General features: G+C 55.2%; 19 protein-coding genes. 13 read left to right on the top strand and 6 right to left on the bottom strand.

Annotated elements, in window-relative coordinates; translation table 11 throughout:
* Nucleotides 1-172 precede the first annotated feature (172 nt).
* The 3 genes from QCD69_RS14795 (at nt 173) to QCD69_RS14785 (ending at nt 3,035) form a co-directional block, all read left to right on the top strand.
* Nucleotides 173-715, top strand: a complete 543-nt coding sequence (locus QCD69_RS14795; protein ID WP_253454959.1) for an RNA polymerase sigma factor — start codon at nt 173-175, stop codon at nt 713-715.
* Between the two features lie 191 nt (nt 716-906).
* The gene (locus tag QCD69_RS14790) at nt 907-2,397 is read left to right on the top strand and encodes a PAS domain-containing sensor histidine kinase (RefSeq protein WP_253454960.1); all 1,491 of its coding nucleotides are present in this window, start codon (nt 907-909) and stop codon (nt 2,395-2,397) included.
* Nucleotides 2,394-3,035 carry a response regulator gene (locus tag QCD69_RS14785; protein ID WP_253454961.1) on the top strand — a complete coding sequence of 214 codons (642 nt, stop codon included), beginning with the start codon at nt 2,394-2,396 and terminating at the stop codon, nt 3,033-3,035. Before QCD69_RS14790 ends, QCD69_RS14785 begins: the two co-directional genes overlap by 4 nt.
* Here QCD69_RS14785 and QCD69_RS14780 read toward each other — a convergent pair.
* Entirely contained in the window at nt 3,013-4,134 is a 1,122-nt protein-coding gene (locus QCD69_RS14780) for a hypothetical protein (protein WP_301252564.1), read from the bottom strand. The two genes, QCD69_RS14785 and QCD69_RS14780, sit on opposite strands and share 23 nt — an antisense overlap.
* Nucleotides 4,135-4,836: 702 nt before the next feature.
* Here QCD69_RS14780 and QCD69_RS14775 point away from each other — a divergent pair.
* Nucleotides 4,837-5,058, top strand: a complete 222-nt coding sequence (locus QCD69_RS14775) for a hypothetical protein (RefSeq protein ID WP_253454964.1) — start codon at nt 4,837-4,839, stop codon at nt 5,056-5,058.
* 448 nt (nt 5,059-5,506) lie between these two features.
* Here the strand turns inward: QCD69_RS14775 and gntT are convergent, their stop codons facing one another.
* Nucleotides 5,507-6,823: a gluconate transporter gene (gntT, locus tag QCD69_RS14770; RefSeq protein ID WP_301252562.1), complete on the bottom strand. Its 1,317-nt coding sequence runs from the start codon at nt 6,821-6,823 to the stop codon at nt 5,507-5,509.
* A gap of 207 nt (nt 6,824-7,030) precedes the next feature.
* Between gntT and QCD69_RS14765 the strand changes: the two genes are divergently transcribed.
* From QCD69_RS14765 to QCD69_RS14740, 6 genes are all read left to right on the top strand, one after another.
* Nucleotides 7,031-7,252 carry a hypothetical protein gene (locus tag QCD69_RS14765; RefSeq protein WP_301252560.1) on the top strand — a complete coding sequence of 74 codons (222 nt, stop codon included), beginning with the start codon at nt 7,031-7,033 and terminating at the stop codon, nt 7,250-7,252.
* Between the two features lie 820 nt (nt 7,253-8,072).
* Complete coding sequence (locus tag QCD69_RS14760) at nt 8,073-9,497, top strand: cytochrome ubiquinol oxidase subunit I (protein ID WP_125288515.1); 1,425 nt, start codon at nt 8,073-8,075, stop codon at nt 9,495-9,497.
* 1 nt (nt 9,498) lies between these two features.
* On the top strand, nt 9,499-10,506 hold the full coding sequence (cydB, locus tag QCD69_RS14755) for a cytochrome d ubiquinol oxidase subunit II (RefSeq protein ID WP_125288514.1): 1,008 nt from the start codon (nt 9,499-9,501) through the stop codon (nt 10,504-10,506).
* Nucleotides 10,507-10,528: 22 nt separating this feature from the next.
* On the top strand, nt 10,529-10,678 hold the full coding sequence (locus tag QCD69_RS14750; RefSeq protein ID WP_125288513.1) for a DUF2474 domain-containing protein: 150 nt from the start codon (nt 10,529-10,531) through the stop codon (nt 10,676-10,678).
* Between the two features lie 216 nt (nt 10,679-10,894).
* On the top strand, nt 10,895-11,149 hold the full coding sequence (locus tag QCD69_RS14745) for a CsbD family protein (protein WP_125288512.1): 255 nt from the start codon (nt 10,895-10,897) through the stop codon (nt 11,147-11,149).
* A 347-nt stretch (nt 11,150-11,496) separates the two neighbouring features.
* A complete protein-coding gene (locus QCD69_RS14740; RefSeq protein ID WP_301252559.1) occupies nt 11,497-12,828 on the top strand; it encodes a carbohydrate porin in 1,332 nt (443 codons plus the stop codon).
* Nucleotides 12,829-12,913: 85 nt separating this feature from the next.
* Here the strand turns inward: QCD69_RS14740 and QCD69_RS14735 are convergent, their stop codons facing one another.
* The 3 genes from QCD69_RS14735 to pqqU all read right to left on the bottom strand — a co-directional run bounded on the left by QCD69_RS14735 (nt 12,914) and on the right by pqqU (nt 18,842).
* Nucleotides 12,914-14,017, bottom strand: coding sequence for an ABC transporter substrate-binding protein (locus QCD69_RS14735; protein ID WP_301252557.1), 1,104 nt, complete (start codon nt 14,015-14,017; stop codon nt 12,914-12,916).
* Between the two features lie 172 nt (nt 14,018-14,189).
* A complete protein-coding gene (locus QCD69_RS14730; RefSeq protein ID WP_253454969.1) occupies nt 14,190-16,583 on the bottom strand; it encodes a glucose/quinate/shikimate family membrane-bound PQQ-dependent dehydrogenase in 2,394 nt (797 codons plus the stop codon).
* A 147-nt stretch (nt 16,584-16,730) separates the two neighbouring features.
* Entirely contained in the window at nt 16,731-18,842 is a 2,112-nt protein-coding gene (gene pqqU, locus QCD69_RS14725) for a TonB-dependent receptor PqqU (RefSeq protein ID WP_441004985.1), read from the bottom strand.
* A 463-nt stretch (nt 18,843-19,305) separates the two neighbouring features.
* On the opposite strand from pqqU, the gene QCD69_RS14720 reads away from it, so the two are divergent.
* The 3 genes from QCD69_RS14720 to QCD69_RS14710 all read left to right on the top strand — a co-directional run bounded on the left by QCD69_RS14720 (nt 19,306) and on the right by QCD69_RS14710 (nt 21,562).
* Nucleotides 19,306-19,686 carry a hypothetical protein gene (locus QCD69_RS14720; protein ID WP_253454970.1) on the top strand — a complete coding sequence of 127 codons (381 nt, stop codon included), beginning with the start codon at nt 19,306-19,308 and terminating at the stop codon, nt 19,684-19,686.
* Nucleotides 19,687-19,727: 41 nt separating this feature from the next.
* Entirely contained in the window at nt 19,728-20,864 is a 1,137-nt protein-coding gene (locus QCD69_RS14715; protein WP_301252555.1) for an iron-containing alcohol dehydrogenase, read from the top strand.
* Nucleotides 20,865-21,169: 305 nt separating this feature from the next.
* Nucleotides 21,170-21,562 (top strand): RcnB family protein, encoded by a 393-nt coding sequence (locus QCD69_RS14710; protein ID WP_301252554.1) that lies wholly within the window; start codon nt 21,170-21,172, stop codon nt 21,560-21,562.
* 100 nt (nt 21,563-21,662) lie between these two features.
* Here QCD69_RS14710 and QCD69_RS14705 read toward each other — a convergent pair whose 3' ends face one another.
* Nucleotides 21,663-21,860 carry a hemolysin XhlA gene (locus QCD69_RS14705; protein WP_253454973.1) on the bottom strand — a complete coding sequence of 66 codons (198 nt, stop codon included), beginning with the start codon at nt 21,858-21,860 and terminating at the stop codon, nt 21,663-21,665.
* Between the last annotated feature and the right edge of the window lie 280 nt (nt 21,861-22,140).

Genomic DNA, 22,140 nt, shown 5'->3' with positions numbered 1-22,140 from the left:
CGTTATTAGTGTAAAAACTTGCACAACTCTTTTTGCTTTTTTGTCGCTATTTGTCTCAGATGATTCTTAGTTAATTCACAACAACCGCGCTATGACTGCTATTTCATCTTTTTTTTGGCCTGGCACACCCTTTGCAATAACAACGTATCTGAATAATGCCAGGAGCAAAAAAATGTTAACTGCCACGCCAATTGAAATGTCTTTTACCCCTGAAGCCCCGGTCGCCGTTTTATGGCAGGAAATTCTTTGCCAGCAAAATCGCAAGCTGCATAATTTTATTCGCAAGCGTGTTTCAAATCGGGAAGACGTGGAGGACATTGCGCAAATGACCTGTGTGGAAGTGCTGCGCAACAGCCATAAATTTTTAGGCGCGTCGCGGCCGGAAACCTGGCTTTTTGGCATCGCCGCCAATCTCATCCGCAACTACTACAAAACGCATCAGAACCGTTTCCTCTTTGACAGCATCAACGAAGACAACGTGCTGGAACTGATTCAGGAATGCGATCCCAGCGATATTATCGCTAACGATCAGCTACTCAGCGTAATGGCCGCGTCGATCGATCGCCTGCCGGAAGAGACGCGGCGGATGCTGACGATCCTGGTGGAGCGCAACGGGAGCTACCAGGACGTGGCAACCTCGCTGAATATCCCTTTAGGCACGGTAAAATCGCGCCTGTCGCGCGTGCGTGAATCGCTGAAAAGCACGATAAGCTGAGGAACAGGATTTTTGCAGGCTGATGCGCGTAATAATTAATTATTTGCGATCCGTCACCATTTTCAGAGTCAGGTTAATGGCCTCCTGACAGAATATTTGCTGTACTGAGTCAGTTAAAAAATTTTCTGAGCTGCACGATAAGCTGTAATAATTTATGCTTATTATCCCTTTTTCATTAAACAGAGAGAGAAATGCTTTCGTCTGAGATATTTAGCCTTAACGTCAGTAAAGAGCCTTATAATGGCCGCGCCATTCTGCCCGACTTCGCGCTTGACCGCGTTAACGACGCCATCTATTTGGTGCGTCAGGATGCCCAACTGGCTTATATCAATAATAAAGCCTGCGAAATGCTCGGTTATAATTACCAGGCGCTTATTCGATTAAGCTATTCCGATATTGAAGGCGAACTGCAGGATCCCGACGTCGCCGCGCTGTGGTGGAAACTGAGCCTGCGGCCGGAAGGGATCCGCTTTACCTCGCAGCACCGTATGCATAACGGCGAAATCATCCCGGTCGAGGTTAACTCCAGCGCCTGGGAGCACGAGGGCGAAATGCTGGTGCTGTGCGTGGTGCGCGACGTGCGCGAGCTGAAGCAGCGCACGGAGCGCTATTTGCAGCAGGAGCAGCAGTTTCGCTCGCTGGTGGAAAACTCGCCGGATCTGATAGCCCGCTTCGATACCGATCTGCGCTGCCTTTATGCTAATCCGCGCGTGCTTGATTTAATCGGCTGTAGCGAAGAGAAAGCGCGCGGCTGGCGGCTTACCGACAGCATTCCGTTTGATGAGCCTGGTATGCAGCTGTTTCGCCTGGTTTCCAATACGCTGGCAAGCGGCGAAAAGAGCGAATCGGAACTGGAGGCGCGCTTTGGCGAACGCGCGATGGTGCTGCACGTGCGCTGCGTACCGGAATACGATTTGAAAGGCGAAGTGGTGACAATCCTGGCCGTGGGCCGCGATATCACGCGCCTGCGGGAAGTGGAAAACGAAGTGCGCGCCGCGCATCATCAGCTGCGCCTTCTTGCCAGTAATCAGCAGGAGCGCACCGAGCAGGAGCGCAAGCATATCGCGCGGGAGATCCATGACGAGCTGGGCCAGCATTTAACCAGCCTGCGCGCCGGGCTGTCGGTTATCGGCATGCAAAGCAAAAATCCCGCTCGCGTTTCCAGCCAGGTGGATTACCTGATGACGCTGATCGACAGCACCATCCAGGTGGTGCGCGACGTCTCCACGCGGCTGCGCCCCAATATGCTGAACATGGGGCTGATGCCCGCGCTGGAGTGGCTGCGCGACGAGTTTGTCAAAAACGGCGGCTGTAGCTGTATGCTGATCGTTCCGGAAGGCAAGCCGGTAGCGCTCTCCGACCAGGTGGTGACCACGGTGTTCCGCATCGTGCAGGAGTCGCTTACCAATATTTCCCGTCACGCCCGCGCCAGTAAGGTATCTATTATCGTCCAGACCACCCGCGACGCGCTGGTGATCCAGGTACGCGATAACGGCCGCGGTTTCCAGATGCACTCCGTGCGTCACGACGCCTTCGGGCTTTTAGGGATTAAAGAGCGTGTGGATATGCTGAATGGTCAGGTGACCATCACCAGCCGTCCCGGCGAAGGCACGCAGCTGGAACTGACCCTTCCTTTAAAAAACCAGGCCTATTTTCCGTCAGCAACCAGGGATGCAGGATGAATGATGTCATAAGATTAGTGATCGCCGACGATCACGCCCTGATGCGTGAAGGGCTGAAACAGATATTTGCGCTCGACGACCATATCACCGTCGTGGGCGAGGCTGGCGACGGCGGTCAGGTACTGGAAAGGCTGCGTCTTGGCGGCCTCGATCTGCTGCTGCTGGATATCTCTATGCCCGGCATCAGCGGCGAAGATTTAATTAACCGTATTCGCTCGCAGTATGAAGATCTGCCTATTCTTGTGCTGAGCATGTTTAACGAACCGCAGATCGCCCGTCGCGTGCTGAACTGCGGCGCGGGAGGCTACATCACCAAGGACAAAAATCCGGATGCGCTGCTGGCGGCGATCCGCAGCGTGGCGCGCGGATCGCGCTATATCGACCATGATCTGGCGCAGGAAATCGTCTTTGCCGAATACCAGAACGGCAACCGCGCGCTGCACGAAACGCTGACGACCCGCGAACGCCAGATCCTGCTGATGCTGGCGCACGGCGAAACCATCAACGCCATTGCCGAAGCCCTGGCAATCAGTAATAAAACCGTCAGCACCTATAAGTCGCGCATGATGGAGAAAATGCAGTTCAGCAGCAACGCCGATATCGTCAGATACGCGATCAGCCACCGCCTGGTGCAGTAGCTTCAGGCGTTTTGATCTCCGTTTCTTCCACGGGCGGCGTCTCTGCCGCCTGTGGTTTCTCCGGCTGCCAGGCGCGGTGGTGGCGCTTGCTGACCAGGAAAATCGGCGTGGCGATAAACAGCAGCAGGCTGCCCGCCATGCCGCAAACCAGCAGGCTGATGCCGCCCGGCCAGCCCGCGCCGGAGGTTAATCCGGCCACGACCAATGCCAGGATAAAGAAGAAGGAAAGCGTCAGGCTGACCGGCCAGATATTGGTAATATCCATATCGCTGAGCGCCATTTTCACCGGTTTTACCGCGCGCTTCTCGGCCTCTTTCTCTGCCCGGATCCTGCCTTTTACCGCTTCCAGATCGATACCCGGCGCAATAAAATCGCCCAGCTGCTGCGGATGATGCAGCTCGTCAAAGACGCGCGCGACGGGCGGGAAAGTCAGCGGCCAGCTGGCGCTGTGCACGCCGTAGGCGGTCAGCGCGGGCAAGGTAATGCGCGGCAGCTGCACGGGTTGCAGATAGCGGTTGTTGTAAACCACCCAGCTCTGGCGCGTTTCACCCCGCATAACGTGATAAAGCCGAAAGCGATCCGCCGGCGGATAATGCAGATGACTGACGCGCGCGCGTATCGAAGGAATATGATGGTAGCGACAGTAGTTGACCCGACCCTGTCCCTGCGCAGCCAGCAGCACGCCCAGCGCAGGTAAAAAATACCAGGAGGTACCATCCGCCGCGAACGGGCCATTAAGATGCTCAAGAAACCTTGCTTCGCTGCTGCCGTTCAGATGTTCAGGCCACCAGCGCCAGCTGCGGCCAATTACGCGTTCGGTCGGCACGTTAAATACGCCCATCGGCTCCGTTTCCGCAGGCAGAATGGCAAAAGGAAAAATCTTGCTGAAAAAGGTCAGCGCGTCATCCGCCCCATCCCATTCACCGCCTGCTTCCAGGCCATGCAGATTCGAGGTCAGCTCCGCCCAGCCGTTTTTACCCAGCAAATCGACCTGATATTTGGTATCCGCCAGCCTTTTACCCAGCCGCAGAATCGACGACGGAATGCCGTCCAGCGGCAGATCGGGCACCTGGAAAGCGATGTCTGTTTGTTCTTCCATACTGCAATAATCCCCAAAGGCGAGCGCCCGCCCATTCGGTCAGATAATAAAAAGAAGCCGCAAGGCTGAATATAAAAAGCTGCGCCAGCGGCCGACGGCAGCCACGCCAAAAAATTTGGCTTAAGTTAAAAAGTCGCGACAATTCAAAAGATTATACGTACCAGCCTTGTTATCTGGCAACCCATGAAATAACCCGCGACAAGAAAAAGGATGAAGTTCGCCGCGCCAGGAAAATAGTCGTTAAAAAAGAAAAGGTAAGCGTAGACGGTTAATCCACAATTAAAGTAGCAGAATAATGAAAGGGAGCGATTCGGCAGAATAACTACGCTTAAGTTAAATTGGCGGTAACAATAACTTTTGTTTTTTTGCCACGTCGGCCGATGCTTTCTGATAGCCAGACGAGCTGATGCGGCTCGCAAATCACGCCAGCCTTGTTTCATGCATTTTCATTATTTTATGCGCCGTTATCCAAAACTAAAAAGCGATACCCTTCTGCGGCCAAAAAGCGCCTGTTCGTTATTGACGGAAAAAATGAGAGGCATAAAGTTGATCCGCACCGCAGCAAAACGGCACTGGCCTGAAACATCAGCGCGGCAGCACTCAGGAGAAGCAAAGCGATAAGGTGAGGCAGCATGGTAAACGCGAATTATCCCAGCTCGCGGGCCGGTCGTTTCAGCAGGAAGCAACGTAAAAGGAGAAGGCATGCAAGTCAAAATCGCAAAACTTGAATCTGACGTGGATAACATCAAAAACCATATCAGCGATATCAGAACGGACCTGCGGGAGATGCGTTACGATATCGACAAATTAAACATCAATCTGCGTCTGGAAATGAAATCCGACTTTCGGCTGATGTTTGCTGCGCTTATTACCTCGGTGCTGGGGCTGGCGGCGCTGATGGCGAAAGGGTTTTACTGGTTTTAAACCGGCATAGGGCAAACCGGCGCAGCCGTTGCGCTTACGCCAGGCCTACCGCAACCCTACGTACAGCATCACAACCTTTATCGCTCTGCTTCAGGCTGGCCGCCACTCTCTTACCGCAATGCCATAGTCAGAGGGCAGAAAGGGCTGAGCAGATAAGCGGGCCGTTTGGCGCATGGACGCGCCAACCGAGCCTCCAGGGAAGGATTCACGGCATGTCCGTGTTCCGATCTGCCCTTTCTGCCTTACATCAGGCTTGCCGCCACTCTCTTACCGCAATGCCACAGTCAGAGGGCAGAAAGGGCTGAGCGGATAAGCGGACCGTTTGGCGCATGGATGCGCCAACCGAGCCTCCAGGGAAGGATTCACGGCGTGTCCGTGTTCTGATCTGCCCTTTCTGCCTTACATCAGGCTTGCCGCGACTTCTACTCCGCAGCTAAATTAAAAATGCTTAAAGCGCCATCTGTAAAAGCAGGCAGCCTGCCAGCCCACATACCGCAATAATCGTTTCCAGCACTGACCAGGAGCGCAGCGTCTCCCCGATACTCAGGTTAAAGTACTCTTTAAACAGCCAGAAACCCGGGTCGTTAACGTGCGAGAAAATCACGCTGCCGGATCCCACCGCAATCACCATCAGCTCCGGGCTGACGCCCGTGGTGACAATAATCGGCGCCACAATCCCGCCTGCGGTGATCGCCGCAACCGTGGCCGACCCCAGCGCCAGACGCAGCGCGGCGGCAATAGACCATGCCATCAAAATAGGCGATACCGAACTGCCCTTCATCAGGCTGGCGATATATTTATCCACGCCGCTGTCGACCAGAACCTGCTTAAAGGCACCGCCGCCGCCGATAATCAGCAGCATCATGGCGATGATTTTAATGGAATCGCCCAGCGTGTCCGTAATTTGCTCCATGGTGCGGCCACGATTCAGCCCAAACGTAAAGATGGCAATCAGCACCGCAATCAGGGTGGCCATAATCGGATCGCCGAAAAACTCCGCGTACGGCAGCAATACATGCCCTTTTGGCAGCACCATCTCCGCCACCGCGCGCACCGCCATCAGCACTACCGGCACCAGCGCCGTCCAGACGCTGACTGCAAACGTCGGCATCTCCGCTTCGCTAAAGCTCTTCGGGTTATACAACCCCTGCGGCACCGGCTTATCAATGCCTTTTAAAAAGCGTGCAAATACCGGCCCGGCCAGGATTACCGTCGGGATCCCCAGCAGCGTGCCGTACAGCAGCGTTTTGCCCATATCGGCATGAAACAGCGTTGCTATAGCCGTGGGGCCTGGGTGCGGCGGCAGAAACCCGTGCGTCACCGAAAGCGAGGCCGCCATCGGCACGCCAACAAACAGCAACGGCACGCGGGCCGCCGCCGCGATCGACAATACCAGCGGCAGCAGCAGCACAAAGCCAACTTCGTAAAACAGCGCGAAGCCGACGGTAAAGCCAGTCAGCACCACCGCCCACTGAATGTGATCCTTGCCAAACTTATTGATAAGCGTAGTGGCGATGCGCTGCGCGCCGCCGCAGTCCGCCAGCAGCTTCCCCAGCATTGCGCCAAATCCCATAATCAGCGCCAGACTGCCCAGCGTACCGCCAACGCCGGCTTTTATTGAGGTAATAACTTTATTGACGGGCATTCCCTGCATAACGCCCACCGCCAGCGCCACGAGGATCAGGGCGATAAAACCGTTCAGCTTGAAACGAACCATCAGCAACAGCAGCAGCGCTACGCCGATGACGACAAAGAGTATTGGCATGATGTTTCTCCGGCAGCCTGTGGGCCGCTTCTGTTTTTCTGCCAGATGCGGCAGGCATAAGTAGGGAACAACAGACAGGTAGTGACCTGCTGCTGGCATGTTAACGGTAACATGGCGCAACTAAAATGGGCTGCCGCAGAGGAATTTACAATTTGAGATGAAGATCAAACTTTTGTTACTACCGTTTTTTACGTAATGATAACAACTGTGAGAAGAACCCAGCCTGACCGCAAGGCCAACCCTGTTTTAAACAGCGGTCTGCCTTTTAATCAACAAGCCAATACCGGCAGCGCCAAAAAGAGCGCAAAAGCTGCCTCAATCAGACGCCGCACCCAGGTAAGTTTGGGCGGCTATAGCGGTTTGGAAAAGCGGCGTATAGCTGCCGAATACTGCCCGGCACAGAAAGCCACTCACAACACCAGCAGCTAAAGCCAGCGAGGGCGCCTGCCCTGCCGTATCGCCACGCTCATCATGGCCAGATTGTCTGGGCCGACGCTAAGGAAGCCAGATACATCGGTAATAATGTTAACACTATGGCCGTCATCCTCCTGTCCCTGTGGCAAATCCATACACATACTTTTTAGTCCGCCGACTTGACCTGCAACAAGCAAATTTGACTTAAAGCCAAAGATAATGTAACAAAATAATTCTGTATGCATCGAAATGCGTTTTTCTGGTTTAACATTTACATTGCTTTGCGTAACGATGATTGCTTTCGGGAACTATCAGCCCGGTGGTAACATTCATTCACGCAATTTTTAAACCTCAGAAATCCTAATGGCAACATAAAGATAACATTAGCTTCTGTAGGGGCGTTAATCGGCAGTTTAATTTCCAATTTGTGCGCTTATTCGCAGGATTGATATTCTGTTAAGTTTCTGTGCTACGCGCTATTATAAAAAAAAGATAAGTTTCTTTTTTTATTGGCTCACCCGTCCACAGGCGTCAAAACGCAATGAAAACGTTTTCACGCGCTGAAAAGCACATTATTTTTACACAAATGTAGCAAGAGGTAATTATAGTTTAACAATAGGAGTCAATAATTTAACGCAGCGGTGAAACAATTCATCGCAAAGATCCATGCTGTTATATCTGAGATTCCTATTACTGTTGCTACTCCTTCTCCCGATTTGGTCTCAGGATCAAACTTCGTTGAAATAACCGCATAAACAGGGACTGCACTGCAGCTCTATTGTTAACGTGCGGTAAATAAAAAAGAAAGGCAGTTTATGTTAGATCGAGGTCAGCAATGTTTGGATTAGATGCGTTCCACCTGGCGAGGATACAGTTCGCGTTTACCGTTTCCTTCCATATTATCTTCCCGGCTATCACCATCGGGCTCGCCAGCTTCCTGGCGGTGCTGGAAGGTCTGTGGCTGAAAACGAAAAACGAAGATTATCGTGACCTGTACCACTTCTGGTCGAAAATCTTCGCCGTCAACTTTGGTATGGGCGTGGTGTCCGGCCTGGTGATGGCGTATCAGTTCGGCACCAACTGGAGCGGCTTCTCGCAGTTTGCGGGCAGCATCACCGGTCCGCTGCTGACCTACGAAGTGCTTACCGCATTCTTCCTGGAAGCCGGCTTCCTGGGCGTGATGCTGTTTGGCTGGAACCGCGTGGGGCCGGGCCTGCACTTCTTCGCGACCTGCATGGTAGCGCTGGGCACCATCATCTCTACTTTCTGGATCCTCGCCTCTAACAGCTGGATGCAGACGCCGCAGGGCTATGCCATTCAGGATGGGCTGGTGGTGCCGGTAGACTGGTTTAAGATTGTCTTTAACCCGTCCTTCCCGTTCCGCCTGCTGCATATGTCCACCGCGGCTTTCCTGGCGAGCGCCTTCTTTGTTGGCTCTTCCGCTGCCTGGCATTTGCTGCGCAAAAACGACACGCCGGCAATTCGCAAAATGCTCTCTATGGCATTGTGGATGGCGCTGATCGTATCGCCAATCCAGGCGGTGCTGGGCGATGCCCACGGTTTGAATACGCTTGAGCATCAGCCGGCGAAAATCGCGGCGATTGAAGGCCACTGGGAAAACCCGCCGGGCGAACCTACTCCGCTGATCCTGTTCGGTATCCCGGATATGGAGCAGGAAAAAACCAAATACGCGCTGGAAATTCCTTACCTGGGCAGCCTGATCCTGACGCACAGCCTGGACAAGCAGGTGCCGGCGCTGAAGACCTTCCCGAAAGAGGATCGTCCTGACTCGCTGATCGTGTTCTGGTCATTCCGCGTAATGGCCGGCCTGGGCATGCTGATGATTACCCTGGGCGTGGTCAGCCTGTGGCTGCGTTATCGCAAACGCCTGTACACCTCGCGTCCTTTCCTGTGGTTCGCGCTGCTGATGGGCCCTTCCGGTCTGATCGCGCTGCTGGCGGGCTGGTTCACCACCGAGATTGGTCGTCAGCCGTGGGTGGTTTATGGCCTGCTGCGTACCAAAGACGCGGTATCGGCGCACGGCGAGATGCATATGAGCATCAGCCTGCTCGCCTTTATCCTGGTCTATATGTCGGTGTTCGGCGTGGGCTATATCTACCTGTTTAACCTGATCAAAAAAGGACCGAAACAGGGCGAAGGCCACGATGAACCTGAAGGCGGCCCTGGCACACGTCATACTCAGGCGCGTCCTCTGTCTGCCGTGAAAGAAAAGTTAAACGCGCCGGAAAAGGATAAATAACGTGGGCATTGATACTTCTATTATCTGGTTCACCATCATCGTCTTCTCGACGCTGATGTACATCGTGATGGACGGATTCGATCTCGGTATCGGTATTCTGTTTCCGTTCAATAAAGATGCCGCCGAGCGCGACATGATGGTCAATACCGTCGCGCCAGTGTGGGACGGCAACGAAACCTGGCTGGTACTGGGTGGCGCGGCGCTGTATGGCGCCTTCCCGCTGGCCTATGCGGTGATCCTGGACGCGCTTTCCGTGCCGCTGACCCTGATGCTGATTGGTCTGATCTTCCGCGGCGTGGCGTTTGAGTTCCGCTTTAAGGCAACCGAAGTGCACCGTCCGTTCTGGGACAAGTCCTTTATCGTGGGCTCGTTCCTGGCGACCTTCAGCCAGGGCGTGGTGCTGGGCACCTTTATCAACGGTTTTGAAGTAACTAACCGTGCCTACAGCGGCCCTGAGCTGCTGTGGCTGACGCCGTTCTCGCTGTTCTGTGGTCTGGGTCTGGTCGTGGCGTACGCGCTGCTGGGCAGCACCTGGCTGATTATGAAAACCGAGAACGAGCTGCATCGCAAAATGACCGCGATCACTAAGCCCCTGCTGCTGGTGCTGCTGGCGATTATCGCTATCGTCAGCGTCTGGACACCGCTGGAGCACGCCGACATTATGCATCGCTGGTTTACGCTGCCTAACCTGTTCTGGTTCCTGCCGGTACCGGTGCTGGTGCTGCTGGCTTCCATCGCGCTGTTGCGCGCGCTAAAGCGTCATGCGCACTACTCGCCGTTCCTGCTGACGCTGGCGCTGGTTTTCCTGGGCTTTACCGGTCTGGGCATCAGCGTGTGGCCAAACATTATTCCGCCACACATCACCATCTGGATGGCGGCGTCGCCACCGCAGAGCCAGGGCTTTATGCTGGTTGGCGGGCTGCTGATTATCCCGGTTATTCTGTTCTACACCTTCTGGAGCTACTACGTGTTCCGCGGGAAGATCAAACCGGACGAGCATTACCATTAATTACGGCTTATCGGAGGATAGTATGGTTGAAACTCAGCAGGCGCCTAAGCTCCCGGTGTGGAAACGCATCCTGTGGCTGGCCGTCATTTATGCAGGCAGCGTGCTGGCGCTTGGCGTTGTCGCGACACTGTTTCGCTTTATGATGACCGCAGCTGGCATGAAGTCTCACTGATACTCTGATTGCCGGTTGTTTGAAAGCCCACGCCCGCGTGGGCTTTTTTTATGCCTGGCGTACTTAAAGCGCGTGAGGCCAGGAACTATCCGAGCCTTTTACCGCTTTTTCTTTACATCATTCATAAATTTACACACAACCGCAGCGGCAAGCCTTCACTGATGGTCTATGCTTTAATTTCTCATGAGGAAATCATGTCATCAAGAAGGAGGCACTATGAGTCTACTAGATAAAGCTAACGATAAAGCCGAAGAAGCGCTGGGCAAAGGCCAGGAGCAGTTTGGTAAGGCCGCCGAGTCTCCGGAGCATGAGTTCAAAGGCAAGGTTCGTCAGGGCGCAGCCAAAGCTTCTTATGCCGTTGACGATGCGCTGGACTGCGTGAAGACCAAAACGCAGGATTCCCCTTTCGTTTCGCTGGCGATTGCCGCGGGCGTGGGCTTCCTTGCCGCGAAGATTTTCGGTCGCCGCTAGTCGCGTAACGTTACTGCATCAGGGCCGGTTATCCGGCCCTTTTTTTTGCCCGTCATTCGTCGTTTTGTCCGTTTTTCCCCCCCGCCCTCGCCCGCACAGGCCCTGCAAACCGTGATCCATGCCGCTTTTTTGGCAAAACCCGGACTTATTCAGCACTATTTATAACAATAAAATTCCGAATTAGTGCTTTCATTCTGCCGCACAGGCCATCGCTCCCGCCTTTAGCCAGCCGTTTCCTCCTTACAGTACGCATTGTGCCGGAGATAATGCTGATAAAAGCATGATGGCCGCGACCGCGTTTCCGCTTGTGGAAGCGCAGCGCTATCACTAAAACAGGGTTTCCCAATATGAAAAGCGAATCCACCTTGAAAAGAACAGTGGCGTTCTGTGGTGTTGGATTACTGCTGGCCTCCGGCCAGGCGCTGGCGGACTACGCGCCGCTCAGCATCGACTCGCCTTACGCCTTTGGCGACTGGGGCGGCAACCGTAGCCAGCTTGAGCAGGACGGCGTGCAGTTTCAGGTGAACTACACCATGGAATCCGCCAGCAATTTCTCCGGCGGCTATAACCAGTCCACGTCGGCACGCTATACCGATCAGTGGGGCTTCGGCACCACGCTGGACCTGGAAAAACTGCTGAACTGGACCGATACCCAATTTCAGGCAACCATCACCAGCCGTAACGGCCAGAACCTGACGGATTATATCAACGATCCGCGCTCCGGCGGCCTGTCATCGGTGCAGGAAGTCTGGGGACGTGGACAAACCTGGCGTCTGACGCAGTTCTGGATCAACAAAGGCTTCTTTGACCACACGGTGGAAGTGAAAGCGGGTCGCGTAACCGTGGGTGAAGACTTCGACAGCTGGCCAAGCAAGTTCCAGAACCTGGCGTTCGGCGGCGGTCAGGCGGGCAACTGGCGTGGCGATCGCTGGTATAACTGGCCGGTTTCCCAGTGGGGCGGCCGCGTGAAGTTCAACTTTACGCCAGAAGTCTTCCTGCAGGTCGGCTTCTATAATCAAACCCCGTCCAACTACGACACCGGCAACGGTTTCCGCCTGGACGCCAGCCCGACGCTGGGCAATCTGGTGCCGGTTGAACTGGCCTGGCAGCCGAAGCTTGGCGCGGATAAGCTGGCCGGCAACTACCGTGCAGGCTTCTACTACTCTTCGGTGAGAGGCGACAACTACAGCTCTTACAGCAACGGCCAGTACGGCGAGGATAACCACTCTTACGGCGGCTACCTGCTGCTGCAACAGCAGCTGTTCGCGATGGGCGGCGATAACAAGCGCGGCCTGAGCATTGTGGCCCAGGGCGTAATGAACGATCACAAGACCTCGAAAACCGACAATTACCAGTCGCTGGCGCTGGTCTGGACCGGGCCGTTTGACTCCCGTACGGAAGATGAAATCGGTATCGGCGCGGCGCGTATTCACGTCAATGACGACTACAGCAAAATGCTGCGCCAGACCAACCGTGAAAACGGCGTGAACGATTACGATAATCCAACTTATCTGCCGATCCAGAGCGGTTCGGAATATAACTACGAGATTTATTACAACGCGCACGTCACTAACTGGATGAACCTGCGTCCTAACCTGCAATACGTTGCATCGCCGGGTGCAGTCAGTGAAGTGAAAGACGCCTTTGTTGGCGGCATTACCGCGACCATCAACTTCTGATGGTGTTCAGGCGGGCTTTACGGCCCGCTTTTTTTCCCCGCAATGCCTCTTCCCTTACGTTATCAATCCACACAAACGCCGTCGTTTACTGCTGCGCATAGCTGAGGGTGACGGGCGCATCAGGCAATTTAGTAAAGCGGGTAATAATCTGGTGGAAATCGGCGGTGGGATCCAGCTTGCTGAACGCCTGTGGATAAAGATCGCGCGCCAGAATTTCCATCCCGATAATGTTATACGGGTGATTGTAGAAATGATGGTAAATCCCGTACACCCTGCCCTGCTGCACCGGCGTAATCTGTTGAAGTCCGCTGCGGTTGACCAGCGTGGTAAAGGTCGTTTTTACCTCCTGCGGCAACACGTTATAGCCAAACGGCAGCACGTTTTTATTCGGCCGTTTCGAGCCTGTCATAATATAAACGTCCGGTTTCATGGCGATAATTTTCTCCAGCGCGACGAAGCCTGAAGCCCCGGGCAGCAGCGCCGAGCCGATGTTTTTACCGCCAACGGCTTCTACCAGACCGCCCCAGCCGTTATGGCCGTGCGTAAAGCAGCAGCTGTCCGAGTTGCCCGCTATCGGTTCAATAAAGACCGTAGGTTTTTTAGCGATCTGCCCAATGGTTTGCTGCATGGCATCAAAACGCTGGTTATAAAAATCCGTATAAGCCTTCGCGCGCGGCTCCTGGTTCAGCACCTTGCCCAGCAGCGTGATGCTGTTGGCAGTGTTCTGCGCCGGGTGCAGTTCATAATCGATAAACATGACCGGGATATGCAGGCGCTGCAGCGTATCCAACACGCCAGTTTGCTTTAATGCCGCTTTGGCGCGCAGCTGAGCGATCATCAGATCCGGCTGCTGTGCCACCACGCTTTCCAGATTCACCTGTCCCTGGTCATTAAAGCCCATATCAATGATCTTAGCTGCTTCCGGCCAGGTTTTACTGAGCAGTGCCCAGGTCTGCGGATCCTGCTTTTTCGGCAAATTATTCCAGGCTACGACGCGATGAAAAGGGTTCTCCCGATCAAGCAAGGCCAGCGCCATGATGTCACGACCGTCCTGCAGGATGACATGCTGCGGTTCTTTGGCCAGGGTGATTTTTTGATTATCCATATCGGTAATCTGTAGCGGATAGGTAGTCGCGGCGGCGCCCGCAGACACAGCCAGGGAAGCCAGTAACAGCCAGCGGCGGATCATTGCATCTCTCCTTTAAAAATAAGCGAGGCTGACTATACCGATAATCATTCTGCATTGCTTCTCTTTCGGCGGCGCTCCTGTTGGGCAGGCTCTGCGCCCTGTCGCCAACCTATAAAAAAAGGGCAGCCCGAAGGCCACCCTTGTTATTCGTCAGAAGCCAGCGGCTTCGGATTTATTTTTTCGCATCGTCCGGCAGCGCATAGGCAACGATATAGTCGCCCAGCTTGGTGCCGAAGGAGCCGTGACCACCTGCCGCGATCAGCACGTACTGCTTGCCGTTCACTTCATAGGTCATTGGGGTTGCCTGGCCGCCAGCTGGCAGACGCGCTTCCCACAGTTTTTCGCCGTTGGTGACGTTGAACGCACGCAGATAGTTATCTGCCGTTGCGCCGATAAACATCACGTTACCCGCCGTAGAGATTGGGCCGCCCAGCATAGGCATACCCATTTTGAACGGCAGCGGCACCGGCGAGCTGTCACGAACGGTACCGATGCGTTTTTTCCACACGATATCGTTGGTTTTCAGGTCAACCGCAGAGATGTAGCCCCATGCTGGCTGCTTACAAGGGAAGCCCAGCGGAGACAGGAACGGGTTCAGGGTCACGCCGTACGGCACGCCGTACTGCGGCTGAACGCCAGTCTCGCTGCCGCTGCCGCCTTTGTCGTTCTCATCCGGCCACATTGGGTTATTTGGACCACGTGGGATCAGACGGGAAACGAACGGCAGCGCCATTGGGTTGGTAATGGCAATCTGACGATCGGTATTAACTGAAATACCGCCCCACTCGAACATGCCCAGGTTACCCGGGAATACCAGGGTGCCCTGCTCTGACGGTGGCGTGAACGGGCCTTCATAACGCAGGCTGTGGAACATCACGCGGCAGATCAGCTGATCGTAAATCGTCGCGCCCCACATGTCCGCGCCGGACAGCTTGTCTTTTGGACGGTAGGTCAGCTCAGAGAAGTGCTGAGTAGGAGACAGACGGTCGCCTTTTGCCGGGCCCTGAGGCACTGGCGTTTCTGGCGCAGGAACGACTTCTTTACCGCTACGACGATCCAGAACGAAGATATCGCCGGTTTTGGTTGGTACATAGATAACCGGAACGGTGCTGCCGTCTTTAACGGTAATGTCCGCCAGCGTCGGCTGGGCCGGCACATCCATATCCCACAGATCGTGGTGAACGGTCTGGTAGAACCAGGCCACTTTACCGGTGGTCGCATTCAGCGCCAGCATACCCGTCGCGTAACGCTCCATTTCTGGCGTGCGGTTACCGCCCCAGATATCCGGCGTAGCTACGCCAATTGGCAGGTAAACCAGATCCAGTTTGGCATCGTAAGCAGCAGGCGCCCACGAGTTAGGTGAGTTAGCCACATAGTGCTGCTCGCCTTCCGGCACCACGTTCGGATCTTTCGCGCCCGGATCGAATGCCCACAGCAGTTTACCCGTGTTGACATCGAAACCACGCACCACGCCAGAAGGCTCTTTGGTGGAGTAGTTATCGGTTACCGCACCGGCCACAACGATAGTGGTATCGGTAACGATTGGCGGAGAAGTCGGTTCGTAAGCACCAGCACGCGCGTTAGGCATGTTCTGCTGCAGGTTCAGCTTGCCGTTTTCACCGAATTCCGGGCACAGCGCGCCGGTTTCCGCATCCAGTGCGTACAGGTGACCATCGTTCACCGGCAGGATAATGCGACGTGCGCACAGCGCAGGCTTGCCGCCAGCCGGCACATCGGCCGCCGCCGGGGTTTCATGATAGGAAACGCCACGGCAGGTTACGTGCTGGAAGGAAGGATCGGTTTTCAGCTGCGGATCGAATTTCCACTTCTCTTTACCGGTAGCCGCATCCAGCGCAAACAGGATCTGGTGAGGCGTACACAGGTACAGGGAATCACCGATTTTAATCGGGGTGACTTCGTCAGTCATTTCGCCCGGATCGGTTGGGCGCTTCATATCGCCGGTACGGAAGGTCCACGCTTCTTTCAGCTGGCCAACGTTTTTATCGTTGATCTGCGTCAGCGGCGAATAGCGAGTACCGGCCTGGGTACGACCGTAAGCAGGCCAGTCGCCGGCAGCGATGCCGTCAGCCGATTTTTCAGCGTTCGCGGCCTGTTCCGTGCTGAGCGAGCCGTTGATTTCCTGCGGATCGTTGAACACCGCGTAAGCCAGGGCGATAACCGTAACCGCCAGCACCGCGCTCAGCGCGCCGCGTGCCGCTTTGCCCTGAGACAATCCACGGTAAACGAAAGGCAGCACCAGCCACAGGCCGAGGAAGAAGGTCACGTCCAGACGCGGCGTCAGCGCCCAGAAGTCTGAGCCTACTTCCCACAACGACCAGATAAGCGTTGCCAGCAGGAATACCGCATACAGCATCAGCGCTGAAGAACGGCGACGGAACAGCAGCCAGGCGACAACCAGTTCAACCACACCCGCGATGATGTAGTAGAACGAGCCGCCGAGTTTGGCCAGCCAGATACCGCCAATCAGCAGGTATAACCCGCTGAGTGCGGCAAATACAGCCGTAAGGATCACGAGAGTCCGTGATAACGGTGCTTTACTTTGCATAGTATGGACCTTACCAAAATTTAACGTCTTCGATTAGGCAGCAGCCAAATCGTAAAAAAACACCCGGTTACATACAGCTTATCCATCCCGGTGCTTTGAACCTGCCGCCAGGCTTACGCCCGACGGCTGGCTGTTCTGGATTAGAGTTTACATAAAGGTATAAGTGAGCGTTGCGCCGACGCCGTAATTCCGTCCCGGCGCCGGTTCGTAGTAGCGTCCGTTGCCTTCGTTAACGATGACCGATCCGACGTACTCTTTGTCAAACAGGTTATCGACGCGGGCAAAGGTATCGAGCGACCACTTATCCCAGTTAAAACGATAGCCGCTATTCAGGCTGGCAACGGTATAGGATGGCGCCTTAGCGTCATTTTCATCGTCGGCCTGAATGCTGCCCATATAGCGGACTTCCGCGCCCGCGTGCCAGCCCTCTTCCGGCAGCCAGCCTAAAGAAGCGTAGCCCATATTCTTCGCCACACCCGGCAGGCGATTGCCGGAAGGCGTACAGCTGCCGGCGCTATCGCAGGTTTCGTTGCGGTAGGTAGCGTCCAGCAGCGTCCATGCCATTTTCAGCTGCCAGTTTTCGGCGAACTGTTGATCGAGCGCCAGCTCCAGGCCGCGACGCCGGGTTTTACCCGCATTTTTATACACGGAGCGGCCGTTGCTGCTTTGCGCCACCACCAGCTCGTTATCGGTATTGGTCTGGAACAGCGCGGCGGTAAATAAACCGTAGCCGATACGGGTTTTGCTGCCCAGCTCGAAGGTGTCGCTGGTTGACGGCTTCAGGCCCAGGTTCAGCCCGGTCTGGCTGCCGCTGATGGAGCGGTAGGAAAGCTCGTTAATCGTCGGCGTTTCAAAACCGCGACCGGCAGAGAAGTAAAGATTGGAGGCGTCTGTCAGCGCATAATTCACCGAGCCCATCGGCAACAGCTTGTGATAGCGCTTGCTGCCGCTATCGTCACCGTTGCCGGCGGTCATATAATAGTCGGTGGAATCAAAGCTGACGGTGCTGTAGCGCAGCCCGGCATCCAGCGTCCATTTTGAGGTCAGGTTCCAGCTGGTTTGCAGATAAGGATCGAGATTCCACATCACGTTCTTTTCGTTGCGGCGCTGGCTGCCCTTCTCGCCCAACAGCGTGCTGCCGTTATCGATACGGTAATTTTCAAATCCCTGACGACGTTCGGTCAGGGTTTCATAGTCCAGGCCGCCGATCAGGCTGAACGGCACGGAACCGAGCCGATCGTCGTGCTGCCAGCGCGTATCCACGCCGGAATATTTACGCTCCAGCACGATTACGCCGCCCGGATAAGCCGGGTTTTTCTGTACGGCGACGGGGATCGACTGATACTGCGTGGTGTGACGCTCGCCGTGCCAGGCCGTCAGCGTAAGCCGATCGTTATCGCTCATTTCGCGCTGATAGCGCAGGCCCAGCTGGGTCTGGTCAAGACTCTTGCGAGTATTGTAAGCCTCACCGCGCGGCGACTGGCGAGGGTTCGCTTTCCACTCGTCGCGGGTCAGGCCGCCCGGATCGTTGGCATCCACCGAAACGCTGTTAAACATCAGCGTCAGCGTGCTGACATCGTCGATACGCACGCCGAATTTGCCGTTGCCCAGGCTTTTTTGCGTGCCGCTCTGGTCGCGGAAACCGTGCGTGGTGAAACGCGACCCGGAAATCATATAGTTTACGTCGCCCGCATGCGTACCGTCGCCGGTGGCGCCGCTCGCTTTAACGCTGTTGCGCCAGCTGCCGTAGCTGCCGTAATAAGTGCCTGCGGTTAAGGTGGTCGGCTGGCTGCCGGTTTCGCTGTCGATATTTACCACGCCGCCGGAAGCGTTGCCGTAAAGGGCGGAGTAAGGGCCGCGCAGCACTTCAACCTTATCAACCGAATTGATATCTATATTAGACGTCTGGCCCTGCCCGTCCGGCATGGTGGACGGGATGCCGTCAACATAGACGCGCACGCCGCGCACGCCGTACATGGAACGGCTGCCAAAGCCGCGAACGGAGAGCTGGAGATCCTGTGCGTAGTTCTGTCGATTCTGAATTTGCAGGCCGGGCACGCTGCCCAGCGTTTCTGACAGATTCACCTGTGGCGCGCTGTTGCGCAGCTGCTGACCGCTGACCACGCTGACGGCGGCTGGCGTATCCAGTTCAGAAAGCCCGCTGCGCTGTTTGATGACCATCAGCGAGCTCTCCGGCGTGGAGGCGGCATCCTTCTGCGCGGCGGCAGACTGTGCATGGCTGGTCGCAGGCTGAAGCAGGACCAGCGGCGTCAATAAAAGAGCAGATTTTTTATTCACAGGATTGGTTCGGTTGATCAATTCGTTGCCAGAATGCGTGCAGCCTGACGCCCGATAAAGCTTCTCTGCTGTCGATAAAATCGCCAGCGCAGAAAAAGTATACAAGCTGTTTTGAAACTTGCCTGCTAATCCCCTGCAAAATAAGGGTAATTGCGCTTTCCGCCCGTGCAAACGCCTGTGCGCAGGCTGAGAATAAGATGAAAGTATCAAAAACGTCCGGATTGTAGCATTCAATAACCTGTTTGCAACCGTTGTTAAAGATTTGGCTGAACTGATTCAGCAATAAGCCACAAAATGATAATAGGTTCGTTACATCCCCGCGCGGCGCGGCTTGACCCCGCTTTTTGTGCGGTTTTACGCTTTTACAGGGCGGATCCAGAGCGAAGGCTATACTTAGGCCATTATCCGTTGTTAAGGGAATATCATGCGCTGGCTGGATCCACTAAAACTCTCCGACCTTTTCCCCACGACGGCTTTACTGATTGCGGCCCCGCTGCTGCTGTCTGCCTGTTCCTCCGGCAATAGCGGTATGGTTTGCGAAGGTAAAGTCGAAACGCTGAGCGGCCAGGTTCTGGGCAATACCGAAGGTAAAATTATCGACCGCTTTACCTCTTTTCACGTCACTATGGACAAGCTGAAGCTGGAAAGCGGCGAGCTTTACTCCAGCAACCCGCAGCAATATATTCCTTCTGCCGTGACCAGAGAGGGCTGGCTGGCGCAGCGGCTTTCCGATACCCGCTTTAGCGTGATCAACGCGCAGCAGGACAGGATGATTACCTTCAGCTGCCCTGCGCGCGCCATCTGAGTGCGCAAAGCTGTTTTTATTTTAAGTGCCGAGGGACAGAAATGATCGTCAGTCAGATAGCAAACCGACAAACCTTTTTCGGCCGTGGCAGCCTGAACAAGCTGGTGCCATTGCTAAGCGAAGATCCGCAGCCGACGCTGCTGTTTTGCGCCAACTCGTTTTTACAGAGCGAAGCCTGGCAAAAAATAAAAGCCGAGCTGGAGCCGCTGCTGATCGGGATTGAAGTGGTGCGCCACGAAGCATCGCCTGAAGAAATCGACGGCTGGGTGGCACGCTGGCGCGATCGGGCCGCGCGCGTGGTGGCAATTGGCGGCGGCAGCGTGCTGGACGCCGCTAAAGCCTTTGCCGCCGTAAGTCAGCATCCGTTAAATACTCTGCGCTATCTGGAAAAGGTGGGCGATACGCCGATAAGCGGCAACACGCTGCCCGTGATTGCGGTACCAACCACGGCCGGAACCGGCAGCGAGGCGACGCAAAACGCGGTGGTAACAGATAAAGCCGACATCAAAGTGAAGGCTTCGCTGCGTCACGCCCATTTTGTGCCGCACGTTGCGATCCTCGATCCCGATCTGCTGCGCGGCGCGCCAGACCACGTGCTGGCCTGCTGCGCTATCGACGCTTTCACCCATCTTTTTGAAGCTTATCTGTCTGCCAAAGGCAATCTGTTCAGCCGTCACGCTGCCCTTAGCGGCCTGCGCGCTTTTCTCAGCGCGTGGCCTTATCTGAACGATCCTGGCGAACAGGGCGATTTGGCCCGCGAACAGATGATGATTGCTTCCTGGCAGGGCGGGCTGAGCCTGAGCATGGCCGGGCTGGGCGTAATCCACGGTATTGCAGGCGAGCTGGGCGCGATTAAAGACTATCACCACGGCGAAGTGTGCGGGCGTCTGCTGCTGCCGTTCTTACAGCTGCTGAACGACAGTGAAAATGCGCAACAGCAAAAGCTGATGGACGAGCTGGCCGTCGCGCTTTTCCCCGGTTTTACGCTGCCGCCCGCGCGTATGCTGGCCTCATGGCTACAGGATAAAGCCATCACGCCTTTCTGGCAGGATCCGCCGCCGCTCACGCAGGCCGAGGCCGACTGGATCCTGACACGCGCCAACAGCAAGAACGCGTTGATCGAGTACAGCGAGGCGCAGCTGCGCTTTATGCTGGAGCAGGCGTTCCATATCGCCTGATATTTGCCGTAATCCCGCTTTACCGCCGCGCCCGACAAGCGCGGCGAACTTTGCCTCACCTTTTGCGAAAACGGGCTTTGCCGCTCGTGCCTGACAGAAGCGGCGAACTTTGCCTTACCTTTTGCGACAACAGGCTTTCCCGCCGCGCCCGACAGAAGCGGCGAAGCCTGTCAGCTTTCTGCCAGCAAAGCGTAAATTAACCGTTAAACCTCTGCTTCTTAAGAATAATGATATTGTTAAGCGCCCGCCTGCCCCCCAGATTAACGCCATCGACCAGAAAAAATCAGACCTGCAAGGAAATGAAAATGAAAAAGTCAGGCGCTATTGCCCTCTCCGCGCTTTTATTCGCCACCAGCCTGAGCGCGTTTGCCGAGGGGCCACGGCAGGACGGCCAGCCGCCGGTTAAGCATGAGCAGCAGCACGGCAATCCATCGCACGGCAATTCACAACCAGAACAGCACCGCGACCGCCGGCACAACGCGCATCCGGCAGAGCGCCGTCAGGCAGCGCATCCGGAATTCCGCAAGGGCCGCCCGCTGCCGGAAAAATATCGCGGCGAAGGCTATCAGGTAAATGACTGGCATAAACGCGGCCTGAAAGCGCCACCGGCGGGCCATCGCTGGCAGAACATTGATGGTAACTATGTGCTGATTGCCATCGCGACCGGCGCAATCGTCTCGGTGATCGCGCATCACTAACGGCAGTTAATCTGCCTTACCAGACCGATCGGGGGGCTGTCCTTTTTGAACAGCCCTTTTTTATCCCTGTTGAGATGGTCAGGAAAACAGGGGCATTCGTTTAAAAAATCAGCCTGGCCACGCCCAGCCCAACGCCCAGCACCACAAACAGCGCGGCGATTAGCCAGATGGTTTGCGTGTTGAGCGAGGAATGTAGCTCTTTTCTGACGCTTTCTATATCGACTTTCGTGGCGTAGTTCGCTTTGATAACGGCAACGTCAATCAGCAGCTTCTCGACCTTTCCTTCCAGTAGCTTCATCTTTTGCTCCATTTTTTTCTCCCTTTAGCCTAAGCCAGCCTTGATGCGATCATAGGATATGAACAAAAAAACACCAGCGTTTTTTTGCGAGAAAAATGCGGCAATCCTCTGAAATATTGATGAAAATTACTGCAACAAAGAAAAAGAATTTCATTAGTCGGATAGCGGGATTTGGGCAGCGGTCTGCTTTGGTGAAAGGGGCAAAAAAGCCAACGGGTGAAATGCGTGAAATGCGTGAAATGCGTGAAATGCGTGAAATGCGTGAAATGCGTGAAATGCG

Source organism: Erwinia sp. PsM31, assembly GCF_030433775.1.
Lineage (GTDB): Bacteria > Pseudomonadota > Gammaproteobacteria > Enterobacterales > Enterobacteriaceae > Erwinia > Erwinia aeris.
The sequence above is the reverse complement of the archived record's forward strand: the minus strand, read 5'-3'. Positions and strand labels throughout refer to the sequence as shown.

Bases quoted from the DNA above. Each gene is read 5' to 3' on its own strand.
- QCD69_RS14795 (WP_253454959.1), top strand. From the start codon at position 173: ATGTTAACTGCCACGCCAATTGAAATGTCTTTTACCCCTGAAGCCCCG.
- QCD69_RS14790 (WP_253454960.1), top strand. From the start codon at position 907: ATGCTTTCGTCTGAGATATTTAGCCTTAACGTCAGTAAAGAGCCTTAT.
- QCD69_RS14785 (WP_253454961.1), top strand. From the start codon at position 2,394: ATGAATGATGTCATAAGATTAGTGATCGCCGACGATCACGCCCTGATG.
- QCD69_RS14780 (WP_301252564.1), bottom strand. From the start codon at position 4,134: ATGGAAGAACAAACAGACATCGCTTTCCAGGTGCCCGATCTGCCGCTG.
- QCD69_RS14775 (WP_253454964.1), top strand. From the start codon at position 4,837: ATGCAAGTCAAAATCGCAAAACTTGAATCTGACGTGGATAACATCAAA.
- gntT (WP_301252562.1), bottom strand. From the start codon at position 6,823: ATGCCAATACTCTTTGTCGTCATCGGCGTAGCGCTGCTGCTGTTGCTG.
- QCD69_RS14760 (WP_125288515.1), top strand. From the start codon at position 8,073: ATGTTTGGATTAGATGCGTTCCACCTGGCGAGGATACAGTTCGCGTTT.
- QCD69_RS14750 (WP_125288513.1), top strand. From the start codon at position 10,529: ATGGTTGAAACTCAGCAGGCGCCTAAGCTCCCGGTGTGGAAACGCATC.
- QCD69_RS14745 (WP_125288512.1), top strand. From the start codon at position 10,895: ATGAGTCTACTAGATAAAGCTAACGATAAAGCCGAAGAAGCGCTGGGC.
- QCD69_RS14740 (WP_301252559.1), top strand. From the start codon at position 11,497: ATGAAAAGCGAATCCACCTTGAAAAGAACAGTGGCGTTCTGTGGTGTT.
- QCD69_RS14735 (WP_301252557.1), bottom strand. From the start codon at position 14,017: ATGATCCGCCGCTGGCTGTTACTGGCTTCCCTGGCTGTGTCTGCGGGC.
- QCD69_RS14730 (WP_253454969.1), bottom strand. From the start codon at position 16,583: ATGCAAAGTAAAGCACCGTTATCACGGACTCTCGTGATCCTTACGGCT.
- QCD69_RS14720 (WP_253454970.1), top strand. From the start codon at position 19,306: ATGCGCTGGCTGGATCCACTAAAACTCTCCGACCTTTTCCCCACGACG.
- QCD69_RS14715 (WP_301252555.1), top strand. From the start codon at position 19,728: ATGATCGTCAGTCAGATAGCAAACCGACAAACCTTTTTCGGCCGTGGC.
- QCD69_RS14710 (WP_301252554.1), top strand. From the start codon at position 21,170: ATGAAAAAGTCAGGCGCTATTGCCCTCTCCGCGCTTTTATTCGCCACC.
- QCD69_RS14705 (WP_253454973.1), bottom strand. From the start codon at position 21,860: ATGAAGCTACTGGAAGGAAAGGTCGAGAAGCTGCTGATTGACGTTGCC.